This is a genomic window from Paenirhizobium selenitireducens ATCC BAA-1503 (genome assembly GCF_000518785.1).
GTDB lineage: Bacteria > Pseudomonadota > Alphaproteobacteria > Rhizobiales > Rhizobiaceae > Allorhizobium > Allorhizobium selenitireducens.
The window spans coordinates 240,335-262,959 of the sequence record NZ_JAEG01000006.1 but is presented as its reverse complement, the minus strand read 5'-3'; the positions used below and the strand labels follow the sequence as shown (position 1 = coordinate 262,959).

Sequence of the window (22,625 nt, the reverse complement as noted above, 5' to 3'; positions counted from 1 at the left end):
AAGGTTCCTACCGATTTCTGAATGGATATCAGCCCTTGCGGGAAAACCTTCTGGAGGGCAAAAGTGTCGCCGTTGTGACAAGGGCCGGAACAGGCGTGCTAGGATTTATCCATGACCAAGGTGATCGGCCTTCTCCTCATCCTCGCCATGCTGGTGCAGGTGATCCGGCCGCTCGGACTGCCGGGGCTGAGGAAACGCAGCGATTTCTGGAAGGTCGCCGTGATCGCCTTCGTCATCTGGTCGGTGACGCTGCTTGTCCGGCCTTGATGGTGCTCAAAGCGCGATTGTTCCTCGCATCACCTCGACGCAAGCGCCGGTGATCCGGACGCGATCGAACCGGCTGGCTTTGGTTTCCACATCGACATGGATCAGGCTGCGGCGCCCCATCTCGACGCCTTGCTCGACCAGAATGCGCCGATCCCGGTGCGGAGTCTCAAGCGTACTGAGATAGGCTCCAAGGGCCGCAGATGCGCTGCCGGTGGCCGGATCTTCGGGCACATTGTCCAGCGGGGCGAACATCCGGGCGCGGACATGGTCGTTCCCGACCCGCGCGTAGAGAAAGATGGCGCAGTCCGTCTCTTCGTGAGCATAGGCCTCATTGAGGATGGCGAGCGGTTCCAGCCGCGGTGCCGCCCGTGCGAGTACGGCGAGATCCTTCACCTCTACCAGGATGAATTTCAGCCCGACCGAGGCGAAGACAGGCGCATGATGCCGGGTCTCGATGTCCGCGGCATCGAGCGCGATGCACGGGGCGAGTTCGGCCGGCGGCACAAGGCTACCAATGGTGAGCGGGCCGGGAGCCTGGATGGTTGCGCCGGTGACGCGCGCTCCGTCCCGGGCGAGTTCGACCTCGACCAGTCCGGCCTTCTCCTCGAAGCGCAGCTGTGTTCCGACCGGATTGCCGAACAGCGTGCCGAGATTCCCCAGCACGAAGGCCGTTCCGACGTTCGGATGCCCGGCGAACGGAACCTCGGTGGTCGGCGTGAAGATCCGGACGTGCGCCGTATTGGCCGGGTCCTGCGGCGGCAGCACGAAGGTGGTCTCTGAATAGCCGAATTCCGTGGCGATCTGCTGCATCTCTCCGACCGACAGGGCGCGCGCGTCGAGTATGACCGCCAGCGGATTTCCGGCGAAACGTTGGTCGGTGAATACGTCTACGGTGACGAACGGGACGTCGCGCATGGTTTCTTGCCCTTTCGGATCTGTCGGTTCCACGCTCAGCTTGCGGGCTGCTGCCATTCCGGGATCGGGAACAGCCGGTCATAGCTCCAGTTGAAGACGAACGCGTAGACAAGGTAGAAGAGCGAGAAGGAGACGTCCATCACGATCGCATGCCACAGGCCGACGCCCAGATACCAGGCGATGAAGGGCGCGAGCACGATGAGGATCCCGGCCTCGAACAGCACGGCATGCAGCACACGAATGGGCACGGTCTTGTAGGTGGTGCCGGCAAAACGCTGCATCGCGTGGTCGAAGCCGAGATTGTAGATGTAGTTCCACAGCATGGCGATCGTCGCGCTGGCGATGCTGACGACGCCGATATCGGTGATCGGCAGCGAAAACACCCAGGCGCCCAGCGGCGTGACGAGGAGGAGAGCGAGGATTTCGAAACTGATGGCGTGGCGGATACGGTCGCTGGTCGAGCGCATGTCTGGTCTCCCGCAGAGGGTCGGTCGGGTCGTCCCGGTCAAAAGCCCGTGGTGGGGAGAGGTCGTCCTCAGCACCGACGAATATAGTTTGCCGGACGGGGAAGGCAAGAGGCCTGCCGCCCCAACGAAAAGCCCCGCCGTTGGGCGGGGCTTTTGTATATCGTCCGCGAAGAATTGCGGATCAGGCGACCTTGTCGCTGGAGCGACGGACCCGGCCTGCCGCGGCGGCAGGCGCCAGGGCCGGATCAGGCCTTGTTCACGCTTGCAGCGTAGATCTCGTCGATCGTCGCGGCCAGGCTCGTATTGAACTCTGCGTCGCTCATCGTGACGCGCAGGTTTTCCGTCAGGGCGCGCGAGAAGCTGGCGATCATGCCGTGGTTGCGGCTCAGCTTTTCGCAGGCATCCACGCGGCTGTAACCGCCGGAAAGGGCGACGACCCGAACGACCGATTTGTGGGCGACCAGAGGCGCGTAGAAATCGGCGACCGTCGGGATCGTGAGTTTCAGCATGACGGTTTCGCCTGCCGGAAGCTTGTCGAGCTGTGCCGCGATCTCGTCGCGAAGAATGGCTTCGGCTTCGGTCTTCGTCGGGCTCTTGATGGAGACTTCCGGCTCGATGATCGGCATGAGGCCCTGGCCGAGGATCTGGCGCGCAACTTCGAACTGCTGCTTTACCACGGCGGCGATGCCGGCCTTGTCGGCCTGAGCGATCACCGAGCGCATCTTGGTTCCGAAAATTCCCTTGTTCCGGCCGCGGATCAGGAGAGCGTCCAGATCGGGCATCGGCTTCATCATCTGAACGCCGTTCTCTTCGGCAGCGAGGCCCTTGTCGATCTTGAGAAAGGGCACGACGCCGCGCTTTTCCCAGAGATAGGAGGGAACAGCCTGGCCATCGACGTCGCCGTCCATGGTCCGCTCGAACAGGATGGCGCCGATGACCTTGTCGCCGGTGAAGGCGGGCGCGCTCATGATGCGGACGCGCATGGCATGCATCAAGCGGTACATCTCCTCGTCACCCTGATAGTCGGACTCGGACACGCCGTAGAGACGCAATGCTCCAGGTGTTGAACCACCGCTCTGATCCAGCGCCGCGATGAAACCAGGCGCATCGCTGATCTTGTTCAACATCTTTGCGTCCACCATATCTCACTCCTATCCCTAAAAATGGCGCGACACGCGCTCACCTGTGTTCTCTGATGTCACGACCAATCGGCGAAGCCGAATTGATCAATCCCCGAATTTAGATGAGGCGGATAACAGAAGTTTTGCGACAGGAAAATGGCGGCTTAAAATGTTGAAACGATTGAAATTGATTTAATCGTTTGAAAGTCTTGGAAATATCCGCCGATGCTTAACGATGGCGGGCCGCGTAGCCCGCCATCGTGACAAATCACTTCTCGGCGATCAGGACGGCCACGCCCGGTAGTTCCTTGCCTTCCATCCATTCGAGGAAGGCGCCGCCGGCGGTCGAGACGTAGGAGAAGTCGTCGGCGACGCCGGCGTGGTTGAGCGCGGAGACCGTGTCACCGCCACCGGCGACCGAGACCAGCTTGCCGGCGCGGGTCCGCTCGGCGGCGTGCCGGGCGGCAGCCACGGTCGCGGTGTCGAAGGGAGCAATCTCGAAGGCGCCGAGCGGGCCGTTCCAGACCAGCGTTTCGGCCTTGGAAATCCAGCCATTGATGGCATCGACCGACTTCGGGCCGACGTCGAGGACCATGGCATCGGCCGGGATGGCGGTGATGGCGACGGTCTCGTTGGCAGCGCCTGCCTTGAACTCGCGGGCGACGACACCGTCAACCGGCAGCACGATGGCGCAGCCTGCGGTCTCCGCATCGATCATGATCTGCTTGGCGGTGTCGGCCAGATCGTGCTCGCACAGCGACTTGCCGACATTGATGCCCTGGGCCGCGAGGAAGGTGTTGGCCATGCCGCCGCCGATCACCAGCGCGTCGACCTTCTTCACCAGGTTGGACAGGAGGTCGATCTTGGTCGAGACCTTGGCGCCGCCGACGATGGCGACGACCGGCCGGGCCGGCTTGCCGAGGCCCTTTTCCAGCGCCACGAGTTCGGCCTGCATGGTGCGGCCGGCATAGGCGGGCATATGGTGGGCAAGGCCCTCGGTCGAGGCATGCGCCCGGTGGGCGGCCGAGAAGGCGTCGTTGACGAAGATGTCGCCGTTCTTGGCGAGTTCAGCGACGAATTCCGGGGTGTTCTTTTCCTCGCCCTTGTGGAAGCGGGTGTTTTCCAAAAGCAGGATGTCGCCGTTTTCCATCTTGGCGATGGCGTCGGCGGCGGGGGCGCCGATGCAGTCCGAGGCGAAGGCGACCTTCTGGTCCAGCACTTCCTCGACGGCAGGCGCGATCAGCGACAGCGACTGGTCGGCGACCGGTTCGCCCTTCGGCCGGCCGAAATGCGCGAGCAGGATGACCTTGGCGCCCTTGGCCGACAATTCCTTGATGGTCGGGGCGACGCGTTCGATGCGGGTCGCATCGGTCACCTTGCCGTCGGCGACGGGAACGTTGAGGTCGACGCGCACAAGCACGCGCTTGCCCGCGATGTCGGTGAGATCGTCGAGTGTCTTGAAAGCCGGCATGATGATACCCGTCGTTAAGGTGTTGCTGGAATGGGGCTGACGGGGTCGGACCTTACACCGCCTGAACGGCTGCGCAAGGCGACCCGGTTCATTTTTCGCCTTCGCCGGCCTTGGCGCGCTGCCTGCGCAGATAGTCGCGGATCGCGTGGGCAAGCTCGCTTATGTTCAGGAAGATCGGCAGGTTGGTGGCAGGGGCCACGGGCTCGAGCGAGACGCCGACCGAGGCGACATGTCCCGTCTCGTCCAGATCGCGAACGATCAGCACGATGCTGCCGAGCCGGGCCCGGTCGGCATAGTCGGCCTGTCCGCCCAGGCGTTGCGCGATCAGTTCCGCCACCGTCTTGGCGCGGTCGGCTTCCGAGATGGTCAGCGGTCCGTAGGCCTGGTCGAGGTCTTCGACCCGGGTGTTCGGGGAGATGGCGAAGGTGCCGAAGAACTCGCTGTCGTCTTCCTCCACCGGCGCCTTGCTGGCGAACAGGCGGTCGAGCAGCTTGGAGTAACCAGGTGCGATGAAGAGATAGACCTGGTCGTTCTCGCGCAGGCGGCCGGCATACTGGTAGCGCATCGACTTGCCGTCGCGGATGACGAGCGAAGGCATGGCCCAGCGCGGAATGCGTTCGCCGCGCAGGACCGGGCTGTCGGCGACGACGCGGTAGGCGAGGAGTTCGTGATGGGCCGCGCCCGGCAGGTCGAGTTCCAGCTTGTCGATGGCGCCGATGCGCGGCGGGATGATGAGACCGAGCTTGCGGGCCACCGGCTTGATGGTCCAGCCCTGCAGCACGAGCGAAATCATCACCACGATGAAGGCGACGTTGAAATAGGTCTGGCCCTTTTCGAGATTGCCGAGGATCGGCAGAATCGCCAGCAGGATCGATACGGCACCGCGCAGACCGACCCAGGCGATGAAGCCGGTCTCGCGCTGGGTGAAGTCGAAGGGCAGGAGGCAGGCCCAGACCGCCAGCGGACGCGCGACGAAAACGAGGAAGAGGCCGAGCAGGACCGCCGGAATGAGGATCGAGGGGAACTGCGAGGGGGTGGCCAGCAGTCCGAGAACGAGGAACATGACGATCTGGGCAAGCCAGGTCATGCCGTCCTGGAAACGGGTGATCGCGCCGCTTGCCGGGATCTTCTGGCTGCCGGCATAGATGCCTGCCACGTAGACGGCGAGGAAGCCGCTGCCGCCGACCGCGCCGGTATAGGAAAAGACCAGAAGCGCCATGGCCAGCATGAAGATCGGGGCAAGGCCCCGCTCGACCGAGATCCGCCTCAGCACGAAGACGATCAGCGCGCCGCCGATCAGGCCGAGCGCCAGTCCGAGCCCCATCTGCTCGACGAACAGGCGCAGCAGTTCCATGTCGAAACCGGAATAGCCTTCGCCGGCGGCAAGCAGTTGTACCAGCGCCATGGTGAGGAAGATCGCCATGGGATCGTTGGTGCCCGATTCCACCTCGAGCGTCGAGCGAACGCGGTCGCGGATGTTGATGCCGCCGATGCGCAGCAGGAAGAACACCGCCGCGGCGTCGGTCGAGGCGACGATCGAGCCGAGCAGGAGGCCTTCGAGGAACGAGAAGTCGAGCAGCAGATGGGCCATCAGCCCGAAGAAGCCGGCGGTGATCAGCACGCCGCCGGTTGCCAGCGTCAATGCCGGTGCGGCCGATAACTTGAAGGATTGCAGCGACGTGCCGTAACCGGAATCGAACAGGATGACGGCAAGCGCGATCGACCCCAGTGCGTAAGCGAAGGCGTTGTCGGAAAACTCGATGCCCAGACCGTCGACGCCGGTTGCAAGCCCGATCAGGAGGAAGAGAAGCAGAAGGGGGGCGCCGAAGCGGAAGGCGATCAGGCTGGAGAATGCGGCCAGCAGAACCAAGGCCGTCGCCACCAGCGTCATGGCATAAAATTCGTCCACCCCTTGCCCCTCTCATCAACCGCGCCGTCGTCCGACAGGGCCTGATCAGGTCATACCACGGGCGAGGCTCGACGCGGTGTCGGCGGTGCTTTTCGTCCCGCGCGCAAAGCCGGTGACGGGGCTGAAATGATCTGGCAGGGCTGCCGGAAGACGAGATGAAAAACCTATCGTCTTCAATCGTGATCAGAGTAGGGCGGAACTTAAAAATTTGAAAGGCGGGCCGGGGTTTCCGGTCCGCCTTTTTTAAAGCGAGCACTAATTCTTATGCGATCAGATGAGCTTGGCCAGTGCGACCGCGGTGTCCGACATGCGGTTCGAGAAGCCCCACTCGTTGTCGTACCAGGTCAGGATGCGGACGAAGTTGCCTTCGAGCACCTTGGTCTGGTCGATGGCGAAGATCGACGAGTGGCTGTCATGGTTGAAGTCGCGCGAGACGAGCGGCTCTTCGGTGTAGCCGAGGATGCCCTTCAGGGCGCCGTTCGAAGCAGCCTTGATGGCGTCGTTGACTTCCTGAACCGTCGTGTTGCGCTTGGCGACGAACTTGAAGTCGACAACCGAGACGTTCGGGGTCGGCACGCGGATCGAGGTGCCGTCCAGCTTGCCCTTGAGTTCCGGCAGAACGAGGCCGACGGCCTTGGCTGCACCGGTCGAGGTCGGGATCATCGACAGGGCGGCTGCACGGGCGCGGTAAAGGTCCTTGTGCATGGTGTCGAGGGTCGGCTGGTCGCCGGTATAGGAGTGGATCGTGGTCATGAAGCCATGATCGATACCGATCGTGTCGTTCAGAACCTTGACCACCGGCACGAGGCAGTTGGTGGTGCAGGACGCGTTGGAGATGACCAGGTGATCCTTGGTCAGCTTGTCGTGGTTGACGCCGAAGACGACGGTCAGGTCGGCGCCTTCGGCCGGAGCCGAAACGATGACGCGCTTGGCGCCAGCCTGGAGATGCAGGGCGGCCTTGTCGCGCGAGGTGAAGATGCCGGTGCATTCCATGGCGATGTCGACGCCCATTTCACCATGCGGCAGGGATGCCGGATCCTTGATGGCGGTCACCTTGATCGGCTTGCCGCCGGCCACGATGATGGTGTCGCCTTCAACCTTCACATCCGCCGGGAACTTGCCGTGGATCGAGTCGTAGCGCAGCAGGTGGGCATTGGTCTCGACCGGGCCGAGGTCGTTGATGGCGACGACTTCGATGTCGGTACGACCCGACTCGACGATGGCGCGCAGCACGTTGCGGCCGATGCGGCCGAAGCCGTTAATGGCAACTTTCACAGTCATTGGTTCACTCCCGCGTTTAAATCAGAGCTTCAGATTATGGGAAGAATGGGCGTCCGGGAACGCCCATGCGACAATTTGACTTTTCAGCCGAGCTTGGCCTCGGCAGCGGCAACGACCGCTTCCGGGGTTATGCCGAAATGCTTGTAGAGTTCCTTGTACGGACCCGACGCGCCGAAGGACTTCATGCCGATGAACGTGCCGTCGGAACCGATGAACGCGTCCCAGCCCTGGCGAATGCCGGCTTCGACCGCGATGTTGACGGCGGACGAACCGATGATCGCTTCGCGATAGGCGTCGGGCTGCTCGAAGAACAGTTCGAAGCAAGGAACGGAGACGACGCGGGCGGAAATCCCCTTCTGGGCCAGCATCTGCTGGGCCTTCAGGGCAATTTCGACTTCCGAGCCCGAGGCGAAGATCGACACCTTGGCGTCGCTGGCCGAAACCAGTTCATAGGCGCCGAAGCTGCAGAGGTTCTTTTCTTCGTAGTCGGTGCGGGCGGCAATCAGGTTCTGGCGGGTCAGCGCCAGGCCCGATGGGCGGTCCTTGTGTTCCAGCGCGATCTGCCAGCACTCGACCGTTTCGGTCGCGTCGGCCGGACGGAACATCATCAGGTTCGGGATGGCGCGCAGTGCTGCCATGTGCTCGACCGGCTGGTGGGTCGGGCCGTCTTCGCCGAGACCGATGGAATCATGCGTCAGCACGTGGATGACGCGGATGCCCATCAAGGCGGCAAGGCGGATCGACGGACGGCAATAGTCCGAGAAGATCAGGAAGCCGCCGGAATAGGGGATCAGGCCGCCGTGCAGCGCGATCCCGTTCATGGCGGCTGCCATGCCGTGCTCGCGGATGCCGTAGTGGATGTAGCGGCCGGAGAAGTCGTTCGGGGTGATCGACTTGGTCTGGCTCGTCTTGGTGTTGTTCGAGCCGGTCAGGTCGGCCGAGCCGCCGAGCGTTTCGCTCAACACGCCGTTGATGACTTCCAGCGCATCCTCGGAAGCCTTGCGGGTGGCGACCGTCGGCTTTGCTTCGGCGAGCTTCTTCTTGTAGCCGTCGATCGCGGTGGCGAAATTGCCCGGCAGGTCGCCGGCGAATCGGCGGGTGAACTCGGCCTTCGTCTCGGCCGGGCTGGCGGCGAGGCGGGTTTCCCAGTCCTTGCGGGTCTTGGTCGAGCGCAGGCCGGCGAGGCGCCAGGCGTCGAGCACGTCGGCCGGAACGACGAAGGCTTCCTCGGCCCAGCCGAGCGCCTTGCGGGTGGCGGCAATCTCGTCGGCGCCGAGCGGCGAACCGTGCACCTTGTGGGTGCCGGCCTTGTTCGGCGAGCCGAAGCCGATGACGGTCTTGCAGGCGATCAGGGTCGGCTTGTCGGAGGCCTTTGCCGTTTCGATGGCAGCGGCGATCGCTTCCGGATCATGGCCGTCGACGGAAAGCGTGTTCCAGCCGGAGGCCTTGAAGCGGGCATGCTGGTCGGTCGAGTCGGCCAGCGAGATCGCGCCGTCGATCGAGATGCCGTTATCGTCCCACAGGACGATCAGCTTGTTCAGCTTCAGGTGGCCGGCAAGCGAAATGGCTTCCTGGCTGATGCCTTCCATGAGGCAGCCGTCGCCGACCAGCGCATAGGTGTGGTGGCTCATCAGGTCCGAGCCGAATTCGTTGGCAAGCTTCTTTTCGGCAATGGCCATGCCGACGGCGTTGGCAATGCCCTGGCCGAGCGGACCGGTGGTGGTCTCGATGCCGGTGGCGTGGCCATATTCCGGATGACCGGCGGTCTTGGCGCCCATCTGGCGGAACTGCTTGATGTCTTCAATGGTCATGTCCTCGTAGCCCGTCAGATAGAGCAGGGCGTAGAGCAGCATGGAGCCGTGGCCGGCCGACAGGACGAAGCGGTCGCGGTCGGGCCAGAGCGGGTTCTTCGGATCGAAGTTCAGATACCGGGTGAAGAGAACGGTGGCGACGTCGGCGCAGCCCATCGGCATGCCGGGGTGGCCAGAATTGGCTTTTTCCACCGCGTCCATGGCGAGGAAACGGATCGCATTGGCCATCCGGTTGTGTTTTTCGGGAGAGATCATGGCTGTTCCGCTTGTTCCGGGTCTCAAGGGACGGCCGTACTCGGCACGGTCCGTCTGAAAGCGGCTGATCCATAGCAGGTGAATCGCGCGAGTCAATAAATGCCGGGTATTCTGGCCTTTCGTTGCGCGATAAATCATGCTTTTGTCTATTTGATGTGCACTGCACCGAGGCGCCCGGATTAGGGCGGTCCGGGGTGACGTCGTCCACAGGATTGGCGGTCTCGGGTGCTCCCCCATTTATTGACGGGCGGCAATTGAGGGGCTTACTGTCCGCGATCAACGCAGCGGGTCTTCAGGGTCGATTCGAACGCCGCTTCTGGAAAGCCGGGACAACAATATGCCGACAGGGAATTCGGTCGAAGCGGCGCTCGGCGCGCTCAGGCAGGCGATCGCCGGGCTCGAGAACGCCATCGACATGCGCATCGAGGTACAGCGCGAAAGCGGCGAGGTCGAGAGCGAGGTTCGCCGCGTGCATGCCGATCGCTCGCGGCTGGCGCAGGAGCTCGACCAGTCGGAATTCCGTGCGAACCGGCTGGAAGAGGTCAATCGGGAGGTTTCGCGGCGGTTGGTGACCGCCATGGAAACGATCCGGGCGGTTCTCGACCGCTAGGATCAGGCAAATGCGAAGCCGAAATCTCGGCGCCAATTGGGAAGATGCATGGCACAGGTGACGGTTACCATCGACGGCAAAGCCTACCGCATGGCCTGCGAAGAGGGCCAGGAAGGCCATCTGATCGAGCTTGCCACGCAGCTTGACCGCTATGTCAGCCATCTCAAGACCCAGTTCGGCGAGATCGGCGACCTGAGGCTGACGGTGATGGCCGGCATCATGGTGATGGACGAGCTGTCGGAGGTCAATCGTCGCGTGGCGGCGATGGAGAAGGAGCTTTCCTCGTTCCGCGAAGGGCGCGACGGGGCACTCGAGGGCGCGCAGCGCCGCGAGGAGATGCTGACGACGGCGCTTGGCGAGCTGACCGATCGGCTGAACGGAATTACCCGCAAGCTGACCGCCAAGCCGGCACCCGCCGCACGGCCCGAACACTGAGCAGCCGCTCTTTCCGCCAATGTGCGAATGATTGAATGCGGCCACTGGCGCCCAGCGCGAATTAGACCTATATCTGATGTGCGGTCTGCGCCTCACGACAGGAAACACAATCCCTGGGGCCATACTCGATCCAAAGGGAGCTGTCCCTGGCCAGGCCCGTGGGCTTGGACACACGGCGCCCACCTACGTTTGTAGGCACCCAGGATCGTAAAACTCCATCGGTTGCCGTGGATCGCACTTCATTCTTTTTACGGTCGATAGCGCTTCGCAAGCATCAGGTCCCTTCGGCCGGATGTCCCGCCCGCGCCAGCAGCGCCGAGCGGATTGGTTCGGTCAGGTTCTCCTTGCGTGCAAACGGGGCGGGGATTGACGGGAGAAAGCCGGCCGCGTCAAATGCCGGCGAACCACAGGCATTCGAGGACCGACGCTTTCCATGTACCAGCCGCCGCATTTTCGCGAGGAACGCCTCGACGTTCAGCACGCCCTTATCCGGAACCATCCGCTCGGGCTGCTGATTTCGTCCGGCGAGGACGGGCTGATGGCCAATCCGATCCCCTTCCGGCTGGCGAAGGAGAGCCACGGGCTGGGCACGCTGCAGGCGCATATGGCCAGGGCCAATCCGCAATGGCGGGCGCTGGCCAAGGGTGCGGAGGCGCTGATCGTGTTCCAGGGGGCCGATCACTACATTACGCCGTCCTGGTATGAGACCAAGCGCGAGACCGGCAAGGTGGTGCCCACCTGGAACTACGCCATCGTCCAGGTGCGGGGCAGGGTCCGGGTGATCGAGGACAGCCAGTGGATCCGGGCGCAGGTCGACCGGCTGACCGACGGTCAGGAGGGTAAGCGCATGATACCCTGGGCAGTCGGCGATGCGCCCGACGACTTCATCACCGCGCAATTGAAGGGCATTGTCGGTATCGAGGTCGAGATCACCGCGATCGACGGCAAGTGGAAGGTCAGCCAGAACCGTAACGAGGCGGACCGCAAGGGCGTTGCTGGAGGTCTGACGGAAATGGCGACCGCGGAAGCAGGCGCGATGGCCGAGCTGGTCAAGACCTATGGCGGGATCGACTAGTCTCGTGCCTCAGATGGCAAGCCCCAGTTCATTCTCCCGCTCGATATAGGCGCGCTGCCTGTCGGTCACGTAGTCGCGCACGATCGGCGCCGCATCGCGCTTGCGCGACAGCTGCAGGTGGAAGACCATCTGGCTGCCGGCGCGGAACATCATCTCGCAACTGATCAGATAGAATTCCCACATGCGGGCGAAACGCTCGTCATACATGGCGACCACCTTGTCGCGGTTCGCCTCGAAGCGCTGACACCAGTGCGCCAGCGTCGTCGCGTAGTGCACACGCAGGACCTCGATGTCGGTCACCCACAGGCTGTTCTGTTCCGTGACGGCAACGACCTCCGACAGGGCTGGCGAATAGCCGCCGGGGAAGATGTATTTGCGCAGCCATGGGCTGGTCATTCCGGGCGGGCTCATATGGCCGATCGAATGGATGACGGCCACGCCGTCGTCCGGCATCAGAGCGTTCAGCTTCTTGAAGAACTCGTCATAGTGCTGCACGCCGACATGCTCGAACATGCCGACCGAGACGATGCGGTCGAAGGTCTCCTCGATATCGCGGTAGTCCTTCAGCTCGAACCGCACGCGGCCGGCAAGGCCTGCATCGGCGGCCCGCTTCGTTGCCAGCGCGTGTTGCTCCTTCGACAGCGTCACGCCGACCACCGAGACGTCCTCCAGCTGGGCGAGGTAGAGTGCCAGATCGCCCCAGCCGCAGCCGATGTCGAGCACCTTCATGCCGGGCCTAAGGTTGAGCTTGGCGGCCAGCAGCCTCAGCTTGTTGCGCTGCGCCTGTTCCAGCGTCTCGCCCTCCTCGCGGAAATAGGCGCAGGAATAGAGCATGTTGTCGTCGAGGAAGAGCTTGTAGAAGTCGTTGCCGAGGTCGTAGTGGTGCGCGACATTGCGCTGGGCCTCGCCCTTGCGGTTCGATTGCAGGCTCTTGCGGAAGCGCATCTTGATGGCGCGCAGGACCTTCTGGATCGGATAGGAGCCGAGCGACAGGCGGTTCACCGAGAACAGCATCAGGAAGTCGCGCAGGCCCGAGCCTTCCTCGAAGCGCATGGTGCCGTCCATATAGGCCTCGCCGGCGACCAGTTCCGCCTTGAACACCAGGGAGCGGTAGAGCTTCGGATCCGTCAGCCGCATGGTGACCTGCGGACCGGGCTCAGCGCCACCGAAGACATGCCGCTTTCCCTCGGCATCGATAACGGTCAACTGGCCCTTGCGGATGAAGGATTTGAGCATATGCGACAGCAGAAACATGCGCACCTCATGGCGTTTTCACCGATCAGGCCGCCATGTTAGCGCAAATGCGCATCACCGCACCTGCAAAATTCGGCTTGGTTCCGCGTGTCGAAAGCAGAACGCCGACGCATCCAAAGGGAGGCGTCGGCGTTGCATGGTTTCTGCTCTTGGCGGCGCGTGGTCGATCAGAACTCTTCCCAGTCCGATACAGCCGCTGCCGCGGTCGCGCCGCCGGACGAAAAGGCCTTGGTCAGGGTGCCGACCATGCCGCGTGCCGGCGACAAGGCGGCCCGTACACCGGGGCCGGCCGGCCGAGGTGCGGCCGGTGCCGAATGAACGGCCGGGCGTGCGGCAGGTCTCGGTGACCGAGCGGCCGGTGCGGCGTCCGCATCGGTGGTGCGGAACTGGCCGACGAGGCTCGAAAGGGCCGTGGCGCTGTCGGCGAGGCGATGGGTCACGGCGGTGGTCTCCTCGACCATCGCTGCGTTCTTCTGGGTGAACTGGTCCATCTGGTTCATCGAGGTGTTGATTTCCTGCAGTCCGACCGACTGTTCGCGCGCCGCCGTGGCGATTGCCGCGATGTAGTCGTTGATCTGCGCCACCTGCTGGGCGATCTCGCCAAGCGCCGTACCGGTCTTGCGCACCAGCGTCACGCCGCCGGCGACCTCTTCGCCCGACTTGGTGATCAGCGCCTTGATGTCCTTTGCCGCATTGGCCGAGCGCTGGGCCAACTCCCTGACTTCCTGGGCCACGACGGCAAAGCCCTTGCCCGCCTCGCCTGCGCGGGCGGCCTCGACACCGGCGTTGAGCGCCAGAAGGTTGGTCTGGAAGGCGATTTCGTCGATGACGTTGATGATCTTCGAGATCTCCGCCGACGCGGTCTCGATCCGACCCATGGCATCGATCGCCTGCGAGACGACATGGCCCGAGGTTTCCGTGCTCTGGCGTGTCGACTTCGTCAGGGAGGCGGCCTCGTCGGCCTTGGCGGAGGCGCTGCGGACGGTTGCCGTGATCTGGTCGAGAGCGGCAGAGGTCTCTTCGAGCGAGGCGGCCTGCTGCTCGGTGCGCTTCGACAGATCCTCGCTTGCGGAGCGCATTTCGCCGGAGCTTGCCTCTATGCCGTGCGTTTCGGCGCGCAGCTGGGCGAGCGTGCCGTTGAGCTTTTCGACGGAGTGGTTGAAGTCGCTGCGCAGCCGGTCGAGGCCTCCCTCGAAAGTCTGCTCGAGGCGGACGGTGAGGTCGCCTTCGCTGAGGCGATGCAGTCCGTCCGCAAGCGCGTCGACGGCCTGCTGGACCGCCAGCGCTTCGCGTGCCTTGGCGGCCTCGCGCTCGTTGCGTTCCTGCTCGCCGAGCGCCGCGTTGTCAGCGGCCTGACGTTCGAGTTCGATCTTCTGCAAGGCGCTGCCGCGGAAGACGTCGAGGGCGCGGGCGAGGGCGCCGATCTCGTTGCGCAGTTCCTTGTGCGGCACCGTGGCATCAAGCCGGCCCGAAGCCATGGCGTCGGCGACCGAGGTCAGTTGCGGCAGCGGACCCATGATGCGCCTTGCTGCCAGGACGACGAGGGCCGTTGCGACGAGCAGCACGACCAGTGCCGTGACACCGATCGCCCATGCCATCTGATTGGCCATGTTGTCGATCTCGGCAGCGCGCACGCCGGCATAGAGTATGCCGATGACGTCGCCCGCCGGCGAGAAGATCGGCTGGTAGATCGTATAGTAGGGAATGTCGAGGATGACCGCTTCGCCGCGATAGGTCTGGCCCTTGGTGACGACGGGATAGACGGCGCCGGTCTGGCCGAGCGCGGTGCCGACGGCGCGCTTGCCGTCCGGCTTGATGATGTTGGTGGTCCGACGCCAGAAGTCCTTGGTCTCACCGTCCCAGGCGAAGATCGTCGCGGTTTGTCCGGTCATGCGGCCGATGCTGTCGATCATGTCGTGCGTGGCAAATTCCTTCGGGATGGCCGCGGTGACGATGCGCTCCACATTGCCGTCCTTGCCCCAGGTCACCACGGTGCCGGGCAGATCGCGCTCGACGATGGTCGCCGCTGTCCTCAGGCTCGTATTCTGACCGGCGATCGCCTGTTCGCCGATGCGGGCGGCGATGCTCCCGGAGATCACCCAGGACACCGCGCCGAGCGATGCTATCAGGATCAGGATCGTCATGGCGGTGACGGTCCCGACCAGACCGAAGCGTGAGAAGATCTTCATGCGTCAAATTCCTTTGGTGGGTTGTCTTCGATTTTATTTGATAAATGTTAATTCGGCCTTTCCCGATCTGCGGCCATGCAGCAATCTTTTGCACTGCGGAATCGGTTGCTTTCCCGCCGGCTTTGAAACGCAGGCCATCTGGGCTATCGTCCCGCCGATTTCGGGGACATGGCGCGCATGAACATCAAAGACCTCAAGGCCCAAATGCGGAATGAACGACTGGCAGCCCGGGATCGGCTTCCGGCGGAAACCCGCACCGAGTTCAGCCTCCGGATGGCCGACCACGGCGGGGGCGCTTTCGAATTCGAGCCGGGGACGATCATTTCCGGTTTCCTGCCGATCCGCTCGGAGGCCGATATCCGACCGCTGATGGCGCGGCTGAAGGCGCGCGGCGCGCGGCTGTGCCTGCCGATCGTGCAGGATAAAATGACCATCGTTTTTCGCGAACTGGTGACCGGTGTCGAACTCGTCGATACGGGTTTTGGAACCCGTGGGCCGGGTCCGGATGCGGCGGTCCTCGACCCCGAGATCCTGCTCGTGCCACTTTCCGCCTTTGACGCCCATGGCGACCGGATCGGCTACGGAGCGGGTCATTATGACCGTGCGATCGCCCGATTGCTGCAAAAAGGCAGGGATCCCAGGCTTATCGGCATTGCATTCGACTGCCAGGAGGTGGCAGAAGTGCCGGCAGAACCGCACGACGTCCGGCTGCAGGCCATACTGACCGAAAGCGGGTTCAGAACATTCTGAAGGCGATTGGACAGGTGGAATGCGGCTTCTTTTTCTCGGAGACATGGTTGGCAAGACGGGGCGTACCGCGGTGTGGGAGCGTCTGCCCGGCCTGATCTCCGACCTGAAGCTGGATTTCGTCATCGTCAACGGGGAGAATGCCGCCGGCGGCTTCGGCATCACCGAAGACATCTATCTCGAGACGATCAATGCCGGCGCCGATGTCGTGACTACCGGGAACCACGTCTGGGACCAGAAGGAAGCCGTTTCCTTCTGCGAGCGGCACGACCAGTTCCTGCGCCCCGCCAACTATCCGGCCGGCACGCCGGGCAAAGGGTCGGGCATCTTCTATGCCCGCAACGGCGCCCGCATTCTCGTCGCCAACATCATGGGGCGTGTCTTCATGCACCCCGAACTCGACGATCCCTTCAAGTCGGCCGAGACGATCCTGGCTGCCTGCCCGCTCAAGGAACAGGCCGACGCGATCATCTTCGACTTCCATGCGGAGGCGACCAGCGAGAAGCAGTGCTTCGGCCATTTCGTCGATGGCCGCGCCAGCTTCGTCGTCGGCACCCACACCCATGTACCGACCGCCGACCACCAGATCCTCAATGGCGGCACCGCCTATATGTCGGATGCCGGTATGTGCGGCGACTATGATTCTTCGCTCGGCATGGAAAAGGAAGAGCCGCTCAACCGGTTCATTTCCAAGATGCCCAAGGGGCGTTTCGAAGCCGCGCATGGCCCGGCAACGATCTGCGGCGTCGGCGTCGAGATTTCCGATCGCACCGGCCTTGCGGAAAAGATCGCGCCGCTGCGCCTCGGGCCGCGGCTCACCGAGGCCCTTCCGGACTTCTGGCGCTGACGGCGCAACAAATCCCAAATGGGCCTGATCCGTAAAAGTTTAATTAACTCAACTAGGTAATAAATTCCACCCTAGATGGGGTGAAGATTCCTGGCCTAAGCCCCACAAGACATTCAGTTTTTGGGAGAAGACCTTGAGTTCCGCCGCGCATACGCTTTTTACCGAATCCCCCTCCGATGCCGATGATCTTCTCTCCTGCGTGGAGGCGGCGCTCAACGACGATTTCAGTCGCGTGCCGACCGGATCGGACGCCTTGTCGCGCGCCATTGCCGCGCTGATCGAACGCTCCCGCAGCCAGACATCCGCGCAGCTCGACGACGTGGTGTCCGTCTCGGTGAGCGTCAACGAGACGGCGGGAATGTCGGCCCATCTGCTCTACGATCTGCGGCAGGTCGACGACGAAGCCCAGGGCATTGCCGCCGCAGCGGAGGAGATGGCGGCAACCGTCAACGAGGTGGCGCAGCACGGCGAGGAAATCCTGCACAATGCGCGCCGCGCCGGCGAGACCTGCAAGGCCAGCGGACAGGCCCTGATCGAGACCAGTCAGCGCATGACCGTCATTAACAGCGCGCTCGTCGAGACCAACGAGCGGATCGGCGCCATTCACGAGCTCGGGACCAGCATTTCGACCATCGCCGGCAATATCAAGAAGATCGCCTCCCAGACCAATATGCTGGCCATCAACGCCGCGGTCGAAGCCGCCCGCGCCGGCGAGGCTGGCCGCGGCTTTGCCGTCGTTGCAGCCGAGGTCAAGGCGCTTTCCGACCGGACCGCCAATGCGACGCTGGAAATCGGCAACATCATCGGCAAGCTCGACAGCGGCCTGACCGCGATGGTCAACTCGATGACCTCGAGCCGCGAATCCGCGGAGATGGGCAGTCGCTCGCTCGTCACGCTGCAGGACGCATTGACGATCGCCGCCAAGGAACTCGACAACGTCATCATCAATGCCGATCACATTTCGGTGGCGCTCAACCAGCAGCGCGAAGCCTCGCAGAGCGTTGCGAGCGGCGTCAGCACCGTGGCGGCCAGCTCCGGCAAGGCAACGGCGCAGCTCGAAGGCATCGTCGGCGCCATGGAGCAGGCGCAGGGCGGCCTCAATGCGCGCCTGCAGGCGCTCAGCGGCACCAATGTGCCCGGCAAGATCGTCAAGCTTGCCCAGTCCGACCACGTCATCTGGAAACGTCGTCTCGCCAACATGATCATCGGCCGCGAAGGCCTGAAGACGAACGAGCTTGCCGACCATCACACCTGCCGTCTCGGCAAATGGTATGACGGCTGCCGCCACACCGCGCTCGCCGGCAGCCCGGATTTCGTCGCCATCGAAGATCCGCATGCACGGGTCCATAGCCACGGCATCGAAGCGGTGCGACGCTACAATGCGGGCGATATCCGCGGGGCGCTGAGCGAACTGCGTTGCGTGGAAGTGGCCTCGGCGGAGGTGCTCGACGGGCTGAAGCGCCTGGAACGCCGCGCGGTCGACTGATCCTCCGCCTTCGGTAACGCCATTGTGAGGCCGCGGGCTTGGCTCGCGGCTTTACCCGGCCTTTGCTCTGCCGCATGCTTTCTCCGTCCGAATGAGGTACGGGAGCGGCTGATGCTGCTGAGACTGTTCCTTTCGCTTTGCGCCATGACGGTTCTTGCGACCTCCGCCGCCGCCGAGACTGATCGGCCGCCGGTCAGCCAGTGCCAGCTGGTCGCGGAGAAGCTTCCATCTGCCACCTTTGCTGCCTTCAAACCCGAACCGCTCCGGCCGCAATTCGCGGCCCTCGACGAGGAGGTGACGATCCGCTTTCTCGGCCATTCGACCTTCCAGATCGAAACGCCGGGCGGGATCTCGATCGCCACCGATTTCAACGGCTGGCTCCGCACCGCGCAGCTTCCGGACGTGGTGACGATGAACAAGGCCCACTCAAGCCACCACACGCTGATGCCCGATCCGGGCATTGCCACCGTATTGCATGGATGGAACGACGAACGGCCCGGAGAGAAGGCGGAGCATCGCATCGTCGTCGGCGACGCCTATATCCGCAACGTGCCAACCGATATCCGCAGTTGGGGCGGGGCGTTCGAGCCCAACGGCAATTCGATCTTCATCTTCGAGGTGGCGGGTCTTTGCATCGGCCATCTCGGCCATCTGCACCACGAACTGACCGACGCGCATTTCGCCGAGATCGGTCGGCTGGACGTCGTCATGGTGCCGGTCGACGGCGGTCTGACCATGGGCGCGCAGAGCATGAGCAATACCATCAAGCGCTTGCGCTCGGCGCTGATCCTGCCGATGCATCGCCGCGGGCCGCCGATCGAGACCTTCCTCGCCATGTTCGATCCGGGCTTCGACTGGAAGATTGCCGACACCGCCACGGTCAGCGTCTCGGTGCGCAGCCTGCCGCGAAAACCGCTGATCCTGGTGCTGAGCGGGGTCTGAGGCGCCGGAGCCGGGTTCGCTTACTGCCGTGTCAGGCGCAGATGCCCGTCGATTTCCAGCCCGATCTTGCCGCGCCCGAGGCGAATGAGGCGGACCGGCAGCGTCTTCTCCTCAAGCCTTCGCCGCAACAGCAGCAGGCGAGTTTCGAGATTGTCCTTGAAGTCCGGCAGCCGAAGGGTGGTGTCCAACCGGATCTCGCGGTTGGAAAACTCGCGGCGTCCGCTCGCAAGGCTCTGCTCCATCATGAAGACCAGCAACCTCCCGGCGACGCCCTTGATGACGTAGTCGCCGTTGACGAAGATGCTGTCGTCGAAACCGTGATGGACGACGTCGATGCGGGTTTCGCCGGCCGGCGGGTCGGGACGGCGGTGGCCTGCGCTCTCGCCCTCCAGCGACAGGCGTTCGCACAGTGCGAGCGATGCCGCCGCCTGGCGGGCGATGATGGCAAGCGCCGCCTCGTCGTCGCGGCCGAAGGCGAGCCTCTCGGCACTCTCGAAGAACAGCACGCCCTCGACGGTATCCTGCAGCAGAAGCGGTACGGCAATCTGGCTCATTGCCTCGGCCATGCCGGGCAGAGGGATAGAGCGGGTCCGGTTTTCGTCCGGCGTGGTCGCGCGGATCGCCGAACCGAAGCGGCGGACGCGGCTCAAATCGCTGACCTTGACCGTCTTGCCGCTCTCGGCTGCCGCGCCGATCAGGCCTTCGCCGAGCGGCACTTCCGCGCCGATGCCGGAGGGGGCGTAGCCGGTGCTGCCGATCGCCACGACCTGGCCCTTGTCGGGATAGCAATGCAGGAACAGGCCATGGTGGAAACCCAGACCCTCGCGGATCCCGTCGAGCGTGGCGTCGACGATCCCGTCGGCATCCGTCTCAGCGGCGATCCTCTCGACGATGCGGCGCGTGGCGTCGAGGCGGTTCCTCTCCGGCTTGCGTCTGGCCGGCGTGCCGGCCGGGGAGGGCGTGTCGATGATGGCGAGAACCCGGAAGACATCCACGTGGCGCAAGCGCATGACGTCGGCCATGCCGGCCTGGGCGCTGCTGGCCTCGACCTGCAGGGCCAGTCTCTCGAACAGCGTGCCGCTTTCCATCGAGTAGGCAAATCGGAGGTCGAGGCGAAACTGGGCGCCGTTGTGCCCGTCGACGACGAGAAGGGTGGCCTGCGGATTGAGCCGGATATTGGCGGCGGTCTTGGCGAAGAACTGGTTGGACAGGGCGACGTGGTCGTCGTCGACGATCGCCACATGGGAGAGATAGGAGATGTTGGGAAGGCCTTCGGCATCGGCCGTCGAAATGATCGACGGAATGACCCCTTCGAAACAGGCTTCCAGTTCGACGAGCGACCACGTCATCGGCCAATACTCGCACGCTTCGTGCCGGCCTGCGCACCGGGCGTCTGCACGTAGACCGACGATATCCTGATCGTGGCGACCACGGCATCCCGGGCCGTGAGCCAGGGGGCGATGATCTCCGGCAAGAGGCCGTTTCGCATCAGCGCCGAGACGATCGCGACCATGTAGGCGGCAGATCGCTCGATCTCCCCGTCATCGGCGGGCCTCAGGGTCGCCGTCCCCTTGATCTGGTAGGTGACGTAGTCGGAGGGGCGGGAGAATGTCACCGCGATGCGGCCGTTCGCCTCGATATTGGCAATCGTTTCCGGCCATTGCCAGGCCGAGAGGACGAGGTCGATCGTGTCCCGGTCTCCTGTGCGCCAGGCGCCGACGCCGCGCGCGATCCCGGGCCGCCGCGTGGCGTCCGCCGTTCCGACGATCTGCATGACCGGGCTTTCAATGAAAGCCGCAAGCTCCGCATCCAGCATGGTGTTCTCCGTGAGGGACCGATTCATACCGCAGTTATGCAGGTTTTAGGATAAGCGATCCGCGCATTAGGAAGCTTTTAGGAAACGCGCGCATCGCATGTGCCTATAGCCACGCTCCATCACAACCCAAGGAGCAGACCCATGCAACAGGAACAGACAACCATCATGCCGGAGAATTCGGTAGCGATCATCGGCGCCGGCCCCGGCGGCCTGGCCGCGGGCCGATGGCTGCTCGCTCACGGTTTCGAGCCGGTGATCTTCGAGGCCGCGGCCCGGGTCGGCGGCCAGTGGAACTCGGCCTCGGCGTCGAGCGCAACGTGGCCGGGTATGCGCACCAATACCAGCCGGGTGATGACCGCGTTTTCCGACCTCGATCATGCTCCCGGCACGCCGGTCTACCCAAGCCAGGAGGACATGCTCGACTATCTCGAACGCTATGCCTTCACCGCCGGTCTCCTGCCGCATCTGCGGCTCTCCACCCGCGTCGAGGCGCTGGAGCGCGCGCCGGAGGGCGGCTGGCTCGTGCGCTCGGTCGCGGGCGGGCGCATTCGGCAGGACGTGTTCAAGCGGGCGATCGTCGCAAGCGGTCGCCACCGCACGCCGCAAGTGCCTGAGGTCCCCGGCCTCGACACTTTCGGCGGCAGCCTGGGGGCGATTCATGCGGCCCAGTACAACGGTGTCGAGCGCTATCGCGGCCGCAAGGTTCTGGTCGCCGGCTGTTCGATCAGCGCGCTGGAGATTGCCTCGGAACTCGCCTATGGCGGTGCCGCCAAGGTCGTGGTGGCCAACCGTCGCCAGCGTTATGTCCTGCCGAAGCTGATTGCCGGCGTGCCGACCGAGCATGTGATGTTCAATCGTGCCTCGGCGCTTCTGGGGGCCGTGGCGCCGCCGGAGGCGCTGGCGGCCGGGTTGAAGGCGAAGGTGCTGAGTGTTGCGGGCAATCCGGCACAGTTCGGCGCGCCGGCCCCGGATGAGAACATCTTCGCTGCGGGTATCACCCAGTCGCATCATTTCCTGCCGGCGGTCGCCGAAGGGCGGATCACCGTTGCGCCCTGGATCCGCAGGATCGAAGGCGGCAGGGTGCTGTTCGACGACGGCTCCGCCTTCGATGCGGACGGCATCGTCTTCGGCACCGGTTATCGCCTGTCTCTGCCATGGCTCGGAGCCGATATCGCCAAGGCGGTCGATCTGGACGACACCCATCTCGACCTGCACGACCACAGCTTCCACCCGGATTTGCCGGGCCTCGCCTTCCTCGGGCTCTACGATCTCGTCGGTCCCTATCTTCCGGTTCTCGAACTTCAGGCCCGGTGGATCAGCTATTGCTTCGCCGGCCTGCGGCCGATGGCTTCGCAAGCCGAAATGCGCGAAGGCGTCGCGCGCAGCAAGGCGATGCGGGCCGGCCCGCCGAGCATGCCGATGAATGCGGCGGCGCTGATGTTTGCCGCCAATGCCGGGGTCGAGCCGGACCCGGCCGAATGGCCGGAGCTGGAGCGGGCGCTTCTGTTCGGTCCGCTTTCGGCCGTGTCGTTCCGGCTGGCGGGCGCCGACGCCCTTCGCGATGCCGAAACGCGCATCCGGCAGGCTGCCATGGCGTTCGGCGCGATCATCGGGTCCGAGTTCACAGCCGAAGAGCACGGTATCTGTGCGATGATCGGTCGGCAGGCCGCCACGTCGGCCGCCTGACCGCCCAGACAAGAACGCCCGGCTCACTGGCCGGGCGTTTG

The 22,625-nt window shown here is 64.0% G+C and carries 20 protein-coding genes and 1 other RNA gene; 10 read left to right on the top strand and 11 right to left on the bottom strand.

Annotation, left to right across the window (positions count from 1 at the left end):
* The first annotated feature begins 111 nt into the window (after window positions 1-111).
* Window positions 112-267, top strand: a complete 156-nt coding sequence (locus tag L867_RS27685; protein ID WP_169734070.1) for a hypothetical protein — start codon at window positions 112-114, stop codon at window positions 265-267.
* Window positions 268-273: 6 nt separating this feature from the next.
* Here the strand turns inward: L867_RS27685 and L867_RS0108660 are convergent, their stop codons facing one another.
* The 7 genes from L867_RS0108660 to tkt form a co-directional block, all read right to left on the bottom strand.
* Window positions 274-1,182, bottom strand: a complete 909-nt coding sequence (locus L867_RS0108660; RefSeq protein ID WP_028736509.1) for a PhzF family phenazine biosynthesis protein — start codon at window positions 1,180-1,182, stop codon at window positions 274-276.
* Window positions 1,183-1,217: 35 nt separating this feature from the next.
* Complete coding sequence (locus L867_RS0108655) at window positions 1,218-1,649, bottom strand: PACE efflux transporter (RefSeq protein WP_028736508.1); 432 nt, start codon at window positions 1,647-1,649, stop codon at window positions 1,218-1,220.
* A 245-nt stretch (window positions 1,650-1,894) separates the two neighbouring features.
* Entirely contained in the window at window positions 1,895-2,791 is an 897-nt protein-coding gene (locus L867_RS0108650; protein ID WP_028736507.1) for a fructose bisphosphate aldolase, read from the bottom strand.
* Window positions 2,792-3,038: 247 nt separating this feature from the next.
* Window positions 3,039-4,241 (bottom strand): phosphoglycerate kinase, encoded by a 1,203-nt coding sequence (locus L867_RS0108645; protein ID WP_028736506.1) that lies wholly within the window; start codon window positions 4,239-4,241, stop codon window positions 3,039-3,041.
* 88 nt (window positions 4,242-4,329) lie between these two features.
* The gene (locus L867_RS0108640; protein ID WP_028736505.1) at window positions 4,330-6,150 is read right to left on the bottom strand and encodes a potassium/proton antiporter; all 1,821 of its coding nucleotides are present in this window, start codon (window positions 6,148-6,150) and stop codon (window positions 4,330-4,332) included.
* 270 nt (window positions 6,151-6,420) lie between these two features.
* Window positions 6,421-7,431, bottom strand: coding sequence for a type I glyceraldehyde-3-phosphate dehydrogenase (gap, locus tag L867_RS0108635; RefSeq protein ID WP_028736504.1), 1,011 nt, complete (start codon window positions 7,429-7,431; stop codon window positions 6,421-6,423).
* An 83-nt stretch (window positions 7,432-7,514) separates the two neighbouring features.
* A complete protein-coding gene (tkt, locus tag L867_RS0108630; protein ID WP_028736503.1) occupies window positions 7,515-9,497 on the bottom strand; it encodes a transketolase in 1,983 nt (660 codons plus the stop codon).
* A gap of 337 nt (window positions 9,498-9,834) precedes the next feature.
* Between tkt and L867_RS0108625 the strand changes: the two genes are divergently transcribed.
* From L867_RS0108625 to L867_RS0108615, 4 genes are all read left to right on the top strand, one after another.
* Entirely contained in the window at window positions 9,835-10,107 is a 273-nt protein-coding gene (locus tag L867_RS0108625) for a DUF4164 domain-containing protein (RefSeq protein WP_028736502.1), read from the top strand.
* Between the two features lie 48 nt (window positions 10,108-10,155).
* On the top strand, window positions 10,156-10,542 hold the full coding sequence (locus L867_RS0108620; protein WP_028736501.1) for a cell division protein ZapA: 387 nt from the start codon (window positions 10,156-10,158) through the stop codon (window positions 10,540-10,542).
* Window positions 10,543-10,621: 79 nt separating this feature from the next.
* Window positions 10,622-10,780: non-coding RNA, 6S RNA (gene ssrS / locus L867_RS26770), on the top strand.
* A gap of 195 nt (window positions 10,781-10,975) precedes the next feature.
* Window positions 10,976-11,617 (top strand): FMN-binding negative transcriptional regulator, encoded by a 642-nt coding sequence (locus L867_RS0108615; RefSeq protein ID WP_028736500.1) that lies wholly within the window; start codon window positions 10,976-10,978, stop codon window positions 11,615-11,617.
* Window positions 11,618-11,626: 9 nt separating this feature from the next.
* Here L867_RS0108615 and L867_RS0108610 read toward each other — a convergent pair whose 3' ends face one another.
* Window positions 11,627-12,871, bottom strand: coding sequence for an SAM-dependent methyltransferase (locus L867_RS0108610; RefSeq protein WP_028736499.1), 1,245 nt, complete (start codon window positions 12,869-12,871; stop codon window positions 11,627-11,629).
* A gap of 167 nt (window positions 12,872-13,038) precedes the next feature.
* Window positions 13,039-15,060 (bottom strand): methyl-accepting chemotaxis protein, encoded by a 2,022-nt coding sequence (locus tag L867_RS0108605; protein WP_028736498.1) that lies wholly within the window; start codon window positions 15,058-15,060, stop codon window positions 13,039-13,041.
* 177 nt (window positions 15,061-15,237) lie between these two features.
* On the opposite strand from L867_RS0108605, the gene L867_RS0108600 reads away from it, so the two are divergent.
* The 4 genes from L867_RS0108600 (at window position 15,238) to L867_RS0108585 (ending at window position 19,082) form a co-directional block, all read left to right on the top strand.
* On the top strand, window positions 15,238-15,810 hold the full coding sequence (locus tag L867_RS0108600; RefSeq protein WP_028736497.1) for a 5-formyltetrahydrofolate cyclo-ligase: 573 nt from the start codon (window positions 15,238-15,240) through the stop codon (window positions 15,808-15,810).
* A gap of 19 nt (window positions 15,811-15,829) precedes the next feature.
* The gene (locus L867_RS0108595) at window positions 15,830-16,654 is read left to right on the top strand and encodes a TIGR00282 family metallophosphoesterase (protein WP_028736496.1); all 825 of its coding nucleotides are present in this window, start codon (window positions 15,830-15,832) and stop codon (window positions 16,652-16,654) included.
* 133 nt (window positions 16,655-16,787) lie between these two features.
* Window positions 16,788-18,140 carry a methyl-accepting chemotaxis protein gene (locus L867_RS0108590; RefSeq protein WP_028736495.1) on the top strand — a complete coding sequence of 451 codons (1,353 nt, stop codon included), beginning with the start codon at window positions 16,788-16,790 and terminating at the stop codon, window positions 18,138-18,140.
* Window positions 18,141-18,251: 111 nt separating this feature from the next.
* Complete coding sequence (locus L867_RS0108585) at window positions 18,252-19,082, top strand: MBL fold metallo-hydrolase (RefSeq protein WP_028736494.1); 831 nt, start codon at window positions 18,252-18,254, stop codon at window positions 19,080-19,082.
* Between the two features lie 20 nt (window positions 19,083-19,102).
* Here L867_RS0108585 and L867_RS0108580 read toward each other — a convergent pair whose 3' ends face one another.
* Window positions 19,103-20,431, bottom strand: coding sequence for a GAF domain-containing protein (locus L867_RS0108580; protein ID WP_028736493.1), 1,329 nt, complete (start codon window positions 20,429-20,431; stop codon window positions 19,103-19,105).
* Window positions 20,428-20,898, bottom strand: a complete 471-nt coding sequence (locus tag L867_RS0108575) for a pyridoxamine 5'-phosphate oxidase family protein (RefSeq protein WP_037172911.1) — start codon at window positions 20,896-20,898, stop codon at window positions 20,428-20,430. Before L867_RS0108575 ends, L867_RS0108580 begins: the two co-directional genes overlap by 4 nt.
* 141 nt (window positions 20,899-21,039) lie before the next feature.
* Here L867_RS0108575 and L867_RS0108570 point away from each other — a divergent pair, with 141 nt between their 5' ends.
* Window positions 21,040-22,584, top strand: coding sequence for a flavin-containing monooxygenase (locus L867_RS0108570; RefSeq protein WP_028736491.1), 1,545 nt, complete (start codon window positions 21,040-21,042; stop codon window positions 22,582-22,584).
* Window positions 22,585-22,625: the final 41 nt, after the last annotated feature.